Origin of the sequence: Baaleninema simplex PCC 7105 (assembly GCF_000332355.1) — a bacterium.
GTDB lineage: Bacteria > Cyanobacteriota > Cyanobacteriia > Cyanobacteriales > Geitlerinemataceae > Baaleninema > Baaleninema simplex.
Genome location: NZ_KB235958.1, coordinates 102,480 through 113,208 on the forward strand (window position 1 = coordinate 102,480; position 10,729 = coordinate 113,208).

Here is a 10,729-nt window from a genome sequence, read left to right on the forward strand (position 1 = left end):
CAGTTAAAACTGAACGCCGTGGTATTTGCAAATATACGAGTTGACCCGAAATGGGCAAGTCTCGAACTCTAACGGTTCGTGTTTGGTTAAGTTCGCCCGTCTTTTTGCCTACAATGAGGACAGGCAACTTCCTCTTCTCTAAAGCCTAGCTGCAAAAATATTGCTTCGCGTTCCCTGACCACGCTTCTCACTCTTACTTTGGGTAAGTTGATTAAGTCTTCTACAAAAAAGTTCATCTTTAGATCCGCCTGCATTTGTTTTCTATTATACTATTATCACCTCAAACTCCGAAGACCCAACAATTGCTTCCCAAACTATCACTTCTGAGTCATCAGCGGTTTTATGTGCATATTTATCTGGAATGCTAACTGATATTTTGGAAGAAGAAACACTTTTTACAGTGTTTGGTCGTATGTCTACAGGACGATTTGACTACGAAATTTATAATTCTAGGACTAATACCAATCAAAATGTTACAGTTGAGAACGCTCAGTGTGAAGTTGATGGTGGGTTTGAAGGAGCAAGTAAGTTTGCCATAATTGAAGCAAAGTGCCAATCTGTAGATGATTTTATTATTCGACAACTCTATTATCCTTATAGATTATGGAAATTAAAATTAAGTAAGGAAGTCGTACCTATATTCCTATCAATTTCTAACAATATTTTTACATTTTATGTTTTTAAATTCTATGATTTATATCAATATAACTCAATCCAGATTAAATCTATGCATAGGTACTGCATTGGACAGTATGAGATTGAGTTGTCAGATATAAGACAGGTATTTAATACTATTAAATCTTTTGAAGATGATAGTCATTTAACCTTCCCTCAAGCTAATAACTTTACAAGAGTTATTGACTTGTTAGATAAGCTTTACATTTATGACTATCCGCTCACCAAAGAGGAGATAACAACAGAGTATGAATTTGACGTAAGGCAAACAGATTACTATATATCATCGGGCGTTTACCTAGGATTGTTTGAAAGACTACAAAGAGGTTCTGGGTATATATTGACAGATAAGGGTAGAAGAATCATGAAGCTCGATCCTAAGAGAAAGAATCTTGAATTGGTCAAAGCTATCTTATCTCACAGAGTTTTCAAGACTGTTCTCGGCGAATACTTAGCTAACTCAGAAAAACCCGATCGAGAAAAAGTTCTCACTATTATGAGTAACAATATTAGTAGGCTTAGTTCAACTACTATGTCAAGACGCGCGCAAACTGTTGAGAAGTGGATAGATTGGATACTCAAACTCACATCTACCTAAAACTCTATTGAGATAATCCAGACATTATGGAAAACCGCCAATCTATTTAAATTTTTCTATCAAGCTAAACAGCGAGCTAACGTTTTGTTGCATCAGACTACTTTGTTAACAACGGGTGCATCTCAGTTCTGCAATGAGTATAAATACCAAGGGATTAAATCCCCTTGTAGCAGTCCTTGAGAAAGATATTGACCGATTTTTGAACTTGTGTATTTACAAAAGTGAAATGCACCCGGTTAACAAAGAATATTTACCCTTGCGCTCTTGGTATAACCAAGGTATAACTTAAAGAGTAGGACTTATTTATAAAATCGCTATGAAAACTGCAATTTCGCTTCCAGATTCTGTTTTTGAAGAGGCAGAAGCACTCGCTCAGCATCTTGGTTTATCACGTAGTGAGCTTTACACAAAAGCTTTAAAAGCTTATCTAAAAAAATACAACCGGAATCAAATTTTGCACAAGCTAAACCAAGTTTACTCTAAAGAGTCATCTGAACTAGATCCTGTGATGGCAAAGTTGCAATTTATGTCTCTGCCTCATGAGGATTGGTAATGTATCGGGGAGAAATTTGGTGGGCGAATCTGCCTAACCCAGTAGGTTCAGAGCCGGGATACCGTCGTCCTGTCTTGGTAATTCAAGATGATGTTTTTAATGAAAGCCGTATTAACACAGTTATCGTTGTAATTATCACCTCCAATACTCAATTAGCCGAAGCACCAGGGAATGTATTCTTACCGGGTGAAGTGTCAGGGCTATCAAGGAATTCTGTAGCTAACGTATCTCAAATCTTTACAGTCGATCGAGCATTTCTAGCTGAACGAATCAGCTCGTTACCAAACTATTTGCAGGAGGAGGTAGATGAGGGTTTGCGAATGGTTTTGTATCTCTAGCAGCAAGCAAACCAGTCGCTGCACCAAAACACCGCAAGCTAGTTTTCTGAGCGTTCAGACTTGTTTGTGTCCGGTGAGCTTGGTCGTTAAACCGCCGATTTTCTGCAAGCCAAATCGGAAGAGCCATTTTGTATTACCGCGTCACGCACCGTTGAGGTATTTCACGACTCAATCTGACACCTCCACCGGCCAGAGATGCCAACGCACCGAACCCTCTTCCGGCCAGTTTTGAAACGGCCCGGGAAACCGTTCCCCCTCCTCAATCCGATTTCCCCAAAAGTCGCGACTGGCCAACGGTAGCGGTGGAATCGCCAACCGGGGCATCACCGACGCCTCCGCCACCTCCAAATCCGGGGTAAACGTCCCCAGAGAAATCGCCCCTTTTTCGATCGCCCCGTTCGCGATTTCCCCCGCCTCTAACACTGGGGCGACACTGTGGCGATCGCTCCCCGTTAACTCCTGCCACCAAGACAGCGGTAACACCAACGTCTCTCGCCACGCCTCGAAATTGGGCTTCTCCGTTTCCGGTAACCGGCCGTCCTCGAACGCCTCTGTTAATGCCATCACCAGGCGATCGCGCTCCACAGTATCCCGGCGGTGGTTCCACACAAAACGATGGGGTTCCTGCCCCTCCCACTGCCACACCGTACCGTTTACAAACAGGTTGTAATCCGACAAGTTGTCCGTATCTGGTTCGGCGGGATAGGGCAAACTGAGATGACCGCGATAGTTGTCGATAAAAACATTGCCGAAAATCCGCTGTCCCCGCGTCGCCACCGCTTCCAAACTTTCGTCTGCGCGGCGAAACTGGCGATCGCTCACCGTTCGCATATACACCCCGAAATGGGTGTTCGCCTGTAGCCAGTTGTGCGCCACCGTCACCCCGCTGGCGTCGTGGGTGTAGATGCCTTCCCCCAAACTGGTAAACGCCACGATATTGTTATCCACCAACGCCGGGCCGCCGCCCATTTCCATGAAAATGCCCGCCCCGCGATTGCTCAAAACCAGATTGCGACTGACTCTCGCGCCTCGGTAGATGTTATCGACCCAAATGCCGAAACACTCGTTGTTGCGGAGGACGTTTCCGATAATCTGTCCGTCAACGAATTCGTGGACTTTGATGCCTCCGGTTTCCGGGGCGGTGAATCCCAGGCGGTTGTTGCGATCGATGACGTTATAGGCAATCAGCGACGCCGTTTGTTTCCAACCTGCAATCCCGCCACAGCCGTTATCGGTGATGGTGTTGTAACGGACGACGTGATATCCCGCCCCGTCTGGCATCGGTTGCTCTAAACCGTCGATATCGTAGCGCCCTTCGCTGCCACAATCGAGACCGAGACTCTTGGCGTAACGTATCGTATTGTGTTCGATCGCCCAGTGATGACCCGATCGCGTGCTTAAAATTCCCGCTTGGGGCGATCGACTGCGCCAAAACCCGCTCGGGAAGGGATTCGCGCCGTGTTCCATGACGAAGCCGCGAACCTGGATGTATCCCAAACCCCGGATTTTCGGGGCAAACACCGCCCGACGAGTGCTAATTTCGAGAAACGGCGGATCGTCAGCGGGGTAGGATTGGGGCAGATGTACCCGCAACTGACGGCGATCGCTCTCGAAAAACCAGGTTCCCGATTGCTGTTGTAGACTTTCTCTATCCAACACCTGACGCAACGGACGACTTTGCAAAAACACCTGCGCCCGCAGATAGCCTTGGGGCATTCGTTCGAGTTGCGTGGTAAAGGGATCGACATCCTCGAAGAGTGTTTCGGATACCGTTCCTTCCCAGTACGGTGTCGGGGCATCTGGCAAACCCGCCATCGGTTGCGCCGCCCAAACTTCAGACCCCCGCAATACTACAGTTTCCCCCGCTGCGGCTTCGTAGACGATGGGGCGATCGCGCTCTCCGCCTCGGGGTGGCATCACCCGCTCTCGATAAATCCCTTCACGCACGAGAATTTTATCCCCCGGTTGCGCCCGTTGCGCCGCTGCGTCGATGGTTCGTAACGGTTTGGCTTCGGTGCCGGGGTTGTCGTCGGCGGCTTGGGGGTGTTGTTGCGCCACCACCAGCAGATGGGGGGATTCTGCGCGGAGAGAAACGGCGGAAACGCCCCACAGACAGAGGGCGACGAGGGCAGTGAGAAGTAATGTCGGGACGAGTTTAAACTGTCTCATTCTCGAAATTCGATTTCTAACACTTCTGTCAAACGTCGGTTGGGCGGGTATCCTGCTCGTACATCATTTAAACCTTCAACGGTAACCGAACGGTAAAACAGCTACCCCTACCGAGTTCGCTCTCGAGGGTGATTTTGCCCTGGTGCGATCGCACGATCGCCCGCACGATCGACAAGCCCAACCCCGAACCTCCGGTATGACGCGATCGATCGCTCTGTACCCGATAAAAGCGATCGAACAGGCGATCGCGATCGGCTTCTGCAATCCCGATTCCCGTATCTTCGACTTCCACCACCGCAAACGGCGTAACCTCTGCCAAACGCACCGTCACGGTTCCTCCCTCTAGCGTGTACTGAATCCCGTTCGCCACCAAATTCGCGATCGCTCGATATAACTGCCCTTCATCGCCCCAAACCTCAATCGGCATCTTGGGAATCTCAACCCGCAACGACACCCGTTCCTGAACCGCCAACGCCGCCAACTCCTCCTCCACATCTGCCACGATGTCGTTCAAACAGCACGCCCTGCGCGGCATCTCGATTCCCCGTTCCATCCGCGATAGCAACAGTAAATCCGTTGCCAACTCTGACAATCGCTGGTTCTGTCGCCGCACCGCCGTCAACGTCTCCCTCGCCTCCGCCTCGTCAATCCGTTTCAACCGTAACGTCGATTCCACCATCGCCCGAATCGCCGCCAGCGGGGTTCGCAACTCGTGGGCGGCATCTCCCGTAAACCGTTGAATTTGCTGGTAAGAGTCGTAAATCGGCTGCATCGCCAACCCCGCCAGTACCCAACTGGCACTTCCCACCACCAGCAACGCCAGGGGAAACCCCAACAGCAACAGCCACAACACCGCGTTGAGATAGTTATCCCAGGCTTCCAAGCTGCGCCCCATTTGCAGATATCCCCAGTCGCGGTTGTCTTGGGTGTGGAGTTTGATGGTGACTTGGTAATAGCGAGTTTCCGTCACGTCGGTTAGGAAAATGGGAACGTTCGCCGGAAGCGGTAAATCACTCGGTGGCGTTCCCGCAACAGCAATGGGCGTTTTCCCGTTATCGAGTAAATAGGCGTAGTATTCTCCCTGACGCAACGCCCCAACTGCGTGACGGTAAGTGTTAGTAATACAAGAGTCGCCAAACCGACATAAATCGGGCAAAAAACGGCGCACGTCGTCGGTGAGTCTTCCCGGTTCGTCGAGAACGGGTTCGAGGCTATCGTGGAGGGTTCCGGCGACAGACGCCACTTCTCGGTGTAGTGTCATTTTGTGGGCGTGGGCGATTCCCTCGTAAACCCCGACACCGCACAGTGCCAAAATAACGCCCATGACGCTGGCATACCAAATCGCGAGTTTCGCACGGGTTTGCCAAAAGAGTTTGGACGATTGGGGGGCGATCGCTTTCTCCATCTTTCGTGTTTTCCCCTAATGGAATCTATCAAATCCCCAGCCTCTTGGAGATGCCGGGAATCTGGAGAACGACTCTTCAACAGGCGTTTCTCTCAATTTCAACCCATTTCAAACTGGACTGTCGCCAACGCAAGACAATCTCAAATAATGTTAAACTTTTTAAAGTCATATCAACTTTTGTAAACTTACCGATCGCCCTCTCAAGCCGAATGACACTTTTCACATCGAAAGAACCGCTTCTCCGTGAGAAGCAAGACGCACTAGATATACAAGATTTATGCGGTTTGCTTCAAATTCAATGGAAAGTTGGAAAGTTTACGCTTTTTTCAGCATTTTACACCCGCATCGACCAAGCGTTATGGCTTTGGGGATCGATCGCCCTCGTCATTTTTGCCACCGCTCAATTTTTCCCCATTAGCTGGACGATACAAGCGTATCTTTGGTCGATTTTGACCTGTGCGGGGACGGTGGCAATGGCAATGTTAACCCGCTTTTGGGTACGAGTCGAACAGTTATCTTGGATTGTTTACGTGTGGGCGGGTTTGATGGGGTTAGGTCTCCTTCTCACCGATTTCGGGATATTCTTCGGAGTGGGAACTATTTTGTTAAACCTGTGTTCGTTATGGTTGGGTCTTAGCGCCATAGGATATTTCGCGACTGGATTGGGAATGCGATCGCGAACATTTGTCGCGATGGGAATCGTTCATTTACTGGGTATTGCGATCCTACCGAACCTCATGGCGTGGCAGTTCCTATTCACGGGCATTTTAATCGGAGGAAGTTTGTTTCTCTTGTCAGAGTTGCAGTGGGATATGCGCCCTCCGATCGATTCTCCCGTTTTGTCTGAAACTGAAAAGCAGTTCAACCGACAACAACACCACCGGCGACAGTCTATTTTTTAATGATTTTGCGCCCCAGAGAGCGAAGTGCGAGAAATAAAATTGCGGTGCGATCGCCTCTTTCAAGACGAAAGTTTATCGAGATTGAGGCGATAGCCAACCCCGTAAACCGTTTCGATCGCCTCGTTTGCGCCGAGCGTAGCGAGCTTGCGTCGTAACAGACGAATTTGTGCGGCGACGACGTTACTGCTCGGTTCTGCGCCCCATTCCCAAAGTTGGTTGAGCAAGCGATCTTTTGGGATAATTTGATGGGGATGGCGCATCAAATATTCGAGAAGTTGAAATTCTTTATTGAGGAGTTCGACACTGTTTCCCGATGCGATCGAAACTCGATGCGTCGCACTGTCGAGAATGAGGGTTCCAACTTGCAATTTTTGAGGTTGAAATTGCGGAATTCGACGCTGTAGCGCTCTCAACCGCGCCAGCAGTTCCGCCATGCCAAACGGTTTCACTAAATAATCGTCCGCTCCCGCATCGAGTCCCCGAACCTTATCCGCTTCTGTATCTTTTGCTGTTAAAATTAAAATTGGCAGCGGGTTATGTTGTTCTCTCAATTTTTGACAAATTTCGATTCCTGAAATACCAGGAAGCAGCCAATCTAAAATTGCAAGATCGTACTTCGTACTCGGACTTTGTAAATAATTCCAGGCATCGGTTCCCGTTAGCGCCCAATCGACGATATAAGCTTCTCGTGTTAACGTTTTTTCGATCGCCGCTCCCAAATCGGGTTCGTCTTCAACAAGCAGTAAACGCATCGATCTAAAGCTGTTATAATTAAGTATAATTTAATATACCAGATTTCAGAAATTTAAAAATCGATTGTATTTAAGTTTTTCAATCTCCATTTTTTGATTTGCATCGTATAATGTATGGTAGTTTTAGTTATTAAAGCCGATCGTAAATAGAAAGTATTAAAGAGAGTTTTGACATGACGACGACTTCCCTAAAACCTGCTTGGTCGAAAGCTGTAATGCAAGTCGGACGAGAATTCGATCGCAGCGATCTCGAAATCCTTTCCGGTTCGCTTCCCGAAGGACTGCGGGGAACCCTCTATCGTAACGGCCCCGCCCAACTCGAGCGAGGTAACCGCCGCGTCGGCCATTGGTTCGACGGAGACGGCGCTATCTTATCCGTTCAGTTTAACGAAAGTGGCGCGATCGCCCAATATCGCTTCGTCCAAACTGAAGGCTACCAAGAAGAAGAAGCCGCCGAAACCCTCCTGTACGGAAACTACGGTACCACCGCCCCCGGTGCGTTTTGGCATCGTTGGACGAAATCGATTAAAAACGTCGCCAATACCTCCGTATTAGCCCTGAGCGATCGCCTTTTGGCCTTGTGGGAAGCCGGAAAACCCCACGTTTTAGACTTAGAAACCTTAGAAACTCGAGGGATTGAAGACGTTCCAATTCCCACCTACTCAGCCCATCCCAAACGAGACGCCCATACCGGAGAAATCTTCAATTTCGGCGTCGAATTCGGGAGAAAAACCCAGTTAAACCTGTTCGTTTGCGACGAGACTGGAAAACTCCTCCGACAAAAATCTCATTCAATCGATCGCCTGTCGTTAGTTCACGATTTCGTCTTGGCTGGAGATTACCTCGTATTCTTCATGCCACCGATCGACATTCCCCTATTTCCCATCCTCTTCGGCTTAACGAACTTCAGCGACGCCGCACAGTGGAACCCCCAAGGATCGACCCAAATATGGATTTTCGATCGCCACCTCAACTTCGTCAGTCGCAGCGACGCCGAACCTTGGTTTCAATGGCACTTCTCCAACGGTTACACCGACGAAAACGGTAACGTTGTCGTCGATGTCGTCAAATATCCCGACTTCACCACCAACCAGCGGTTACGAGAAATCTCCACCGGAGAAACTCAAACCGCCGCCGAAGGAGAGTTGTGGCGTCTCGTACTCGATCCCAAATCGGCAAAAATATTAGAACGCGATCGCCCGTTCGATCGCTCCTGCGAATTTCCCTCCGTTCCCCCCGCAGAAGTCGGACGAAACGCCCGGTTTACCTATGTTTCCATGCACCGCCAGGGCGCAGACACCGCTCGGGAACTCTACGGTGCGATCGGCGGTTACGACGCCCAAACCGGAACCCTCCACGAATTCGATTGCGGCGATCGTTGCTACCCCATGGAACCGATAATCGCCCCCGACGCGTCTAACTCTAATCAAAACTGGCTGCTCACCGTCGTCTACAACGGAAACCGCGATCGCAGCGAAGTTTGGGTTCTTGACGGAAACCATCTCGAACGCGAACCCGTTTGTCGTCTGGCGTTACCCGAAATTATCCCCATCGGATTTCACGGAACCTGGAAGGGGAGATGAGAAGAGGGGGAGATGGGGAGAGTCCACTGTAAAAGAGGCGGTGTACATTGGCGGTGCGCCTTTTTCAGGGAAGAGTTTAAGAGTGAAGAGTTAAAGAGGAATTCCCACTCTACACTCTGCTCTCTGCGCTTTACACTGATAAACACGCACCCTGTATGTTGGCGGTGAACATTGGCGGTGCGTGACAGATCGATCGGTTTCACGATCGACACCCTATTTTTCAAGTCACGCACCCTACGTCTGTCTCCCCCTCGTCTCCGGCTCCCTGTTTCCCGTTCCCCGTTCCCTATTCCCTGTCCCCCAATTGCCTCAACTATTGCTGTTATAGACAATCCAAGGCATTCAAGATGACACAAACCCCGACGACTCCCGAAGAACCGAAAACCCACGAACCGAAACCGAGTTTCGTCAAACTGGCGATGCGGAACATGGTTCGCAAAGGCGGAAAATCCCTGTTCCACTTTTCCATTACCACCGTGGGATTGCTGGCGTTTCTCGTGGGAATTTCCTATTTAACCCGGTAGTTTGTCAATGCAGCTCGAAGTAAGTATTCAAACCTGCGTGAGTTTCCCCGAAGCGGTGGCGGCGGAAGAAATTTGGCAGACTCGGTTCCATCGCTGGTTGGAAGATGTCTCGTCAGAAAATGCAGAGGCTTTACCCGAAGCCCGTGGCTACGAACTTAGCTTTCGACTGACCGACGATGCAGAAATCCAATCTCTCAACCGTCAGTACCGACACAAAGACCAGCCTACCGATGTGTTAGCCTTTGCTGCATTAGAAGCCGAACTTCCGCCGGCCGTTGCCGAAGTGCCGCTGTATCTCGGAGATATCGTCGTTTCCGTCGATACCGCTCGCCGTCAGGCTCAGCAACAGGGACATTCCCTCGAAACCGAGTTAACCTGGTTGGCAGCCCACGGCTTCCTGCACTTGCTGGGGTGGGATCATCCCGACGAAGCCAGTTTGCAGGCGATGCTCGAGCGACAAGTCCAACTGCTCGATTGCGTGGGAGAGGCGATCGCGATCGATTTTTCTCCCCATTCCTCTGGCTCTTAAACCAGGATTGTGTAGTATGAACCTGAACCTTTCGAGGGTTAACCCCACTCACCACGCGAATGTCTCGTCTATGCCCCCTGGTGCGCCCAATCCCAAGCAAAAAGGTAAATCATCGAGCAGTACGGAATCCTATCGCCCCCTATCTTGGCAGGTGGCGGTGAATCTCGTGGCCAGTTTTCGCTACGCTTGGGCAGGAATTCGCTACGCCTTCGCGACACAACGCAACTTTCGCATTCACGTCGCCATTGGCACCGTCGCGATCGGTTTAGCGGTGGGATTGAACCTCGAAGCGGTGAAGGTAGCCGTTATCGGCGTCACTATCGGCTTAGTTCTCGCCCTAGAACTCCTCAACACGGCGATCGAGTCGATCGTCGATTTAACCGTCAAGCAGACCTATCACGAACTGGCCAAAATCGCCAAAGACTGCGCGGCGGGGGCGGTTCTCGTGGGAGCCTTAGCCTCTGTTCTCGTCGCCGGTTCCCTCATCCTTCCGCCACTTTTACAGTTAGCCGTTAACAGTCAGTAGCGAACAGTTGATAGTTGATAGGGAACAGGGGTAGCGTATGTGACGCCGCCAGAAAATGTCGGTGAAGTCAGACCAACTTTGTATTACCGCATCACGAATCGACTCTTTGTCTCCCCCTCTCCCTTTCTCCCCCTCTCCCTTTCTCCCCCTCTCCCCCTCTCCCTTTCTCCCCCTC

Annotated in this window: 11 protein-coding genes; 8 read left to right on the forward strand and 3 right to left on the reverse strand. The window is 49.9% G+C overall.

The window, feature by feature from the left end:
• The first annotated feature begins 301 nt into the window (after nucleotides 1–301).
• From GEI7105_RS28705 to GEI7105_RS34270, 3 genes are all read left to right on the forward strand, one after another.
• On the forward strand, nucleotides 302–1,273 hold the full coding sequence (locus tag GEI7105_RS28705; RefSeq protein ID WP_375339028.1) for a DUF6997 domain-containing protein: 972 nt from the start codon (nucleotides 302–304) through the stop codon (nucleotides 1,271–1,273).
• A gap of 316 nt (nucleotides 1,274–1,589) precedes the next feature.
• Nucleotides 1,590–1,826 carry a hypothetical protein gene (locus tag GEI7105_RS0102240; protein WP_017658856.1) on the forward strand — a complete coding sequence of 79 codons (237 nt, stop codon included), beginning with the start codon at nucleotides 1,590–1,592 and terminating at the stop codon, nucleotides 1,824–1,826.
• Nucleotides 1,826–2,164: a type II toxin-antitoxin system PemK/MazF family toxin gene (locus tag GEI7105_RS34270; RefSeq protein ID WP_071591951.1), complete on the forward strand. Its 339-nt coding sequence runs from the start codon at nucleotides 1,826–1,828 to the stop codon at nucleotides 2,162–2,164. The genes GEI7105_RS0102240 and GEI7105_RS34270 overlap by 1 nt, the downstream gene beginning before the upstream one ends.
• Nucleotides 2,165–2,332: 168 nt before the next feature.
• Here GEI7105_RS34270 and GEI7105_RS0102245 read toward each other — a convergent pair whose 3' ends face one another.
• Complete coding sequence (locus GEI7105_RS0102245) at nucleotides 2,333–4,333, reverse strand: right-handed parallel beta-helix repeat-containing protein (protein WP_017658857.1); 2,001 nt, start codon at nucleotides 4,331–4,333, stop codon at nucleotides 2,333–2,335.
• Between the two features lie 67 nt (nucleotides 4,334–4,400).
• Entirely contained in the window at nucleotides 4,401–5,738 is a 1,338-nt protein-coding gene (gene rppB, locus GEI7105_RS0102250) for a two-component system sensor histidine kinase RppB (protein ID WP_017658858.1), read from the reverse strand.
• A 209-nt stretch (nucleotides 5,739–5,947) separates the two neighbouring features.
• Between rppB and GEI7105_RS28710 the strand changes: the two genes are divergently transcribed.
• The gene (locus GEI7105_RS28710) at nucleotides 5,948–6,640 is read left to right on the forward strand and encodes a hypothetical protein (RefSeq protein ID WP_017658859.1); all 693 of its coding nucleotides are present in this window, start codon (nucleotides 5,948–5,950) and stop codon (nucleotides 6,638–6,640) included.
• 59 nt (nucleotides 6,641–6,699) lie between these two features.
• On the opposite strand, the gene rppA is transcribed toward GEI7105_RS28710, so the two are convergent.
• Nucleotides 6,700–7,392, reverse strand: a complete 693-nt coding sequence (gene rppA / locus GEI7105_RS0102260) for a two-component system response regulator RppA (protein ID WP_017658860.1) — start codon at nucleotides 7,390–7,392, stop codon at nucleotides 6,700–6,702.
• Between the two features lie 173 nt (nucleotides 7,393–7,565).
• Here rppA and GEI7105_RS0102265 point away from each other — a divergent pair, with 173 nt between their 5' ends.
• The 4 genes from GEI7105_RS0102265 (at nucleotide 7,566) to GEI7105_RS0102280 (ending at nucleotide 10,554) form a co-directional block, all read left to right on the forward strand.
• A complete protein-coding gene (locus tag GEI7105_RS0102265; RefSeq protein WP_017658861.1) occupies nucleotides 7,566–8,975 on the forward strand; it encodes a carotenoid oxygenase family protein in 1,410 nt (469 codons plus the stop codon).
• Between the two features lie 347 nt (nucleotides 8,976–9,322).
• Nucleotides 9,323–9,499, forward strand: a complete 177-nt coding sequence (locus tag GEI7105_RS34275) for a DUF3285 domain-containing protein (protein ID WP_017658862.1) — start codon at nucleotides 9,323–9,325, stop codon at nucleotides 9,497–9,499.
• Between the two features lie 7 nt (nucleotides 9,500–9,506).
• The gene (gene ybeY, locus GEI7105_RS0102275) at nucleotides 9,507–10,028 is read left to right on the forward strand and encodes an rRNA maturation RNase YbeY (protein ID WP_017658863.1); all 522 of its coding nucleotides are present in this window, start codon (nucleotides 9,507–9,509) and stop codon (nucleotides 10,026–10,028) included.
• Between the two features lie 70 nt (nucleotides 10,029–10,098).
• Entirely contained in the window at nucleotides 10,099–10,554 is a 456-nt protein-coding gene (locus GEI7105_RS0102280; protein WP_017658864.1) for a diacylglycerol kinase family protein, read from the forward strand.
• The last annotated feature ends 175 nt before the right edge of the window (nucleotides 10,555–10,729 follow it).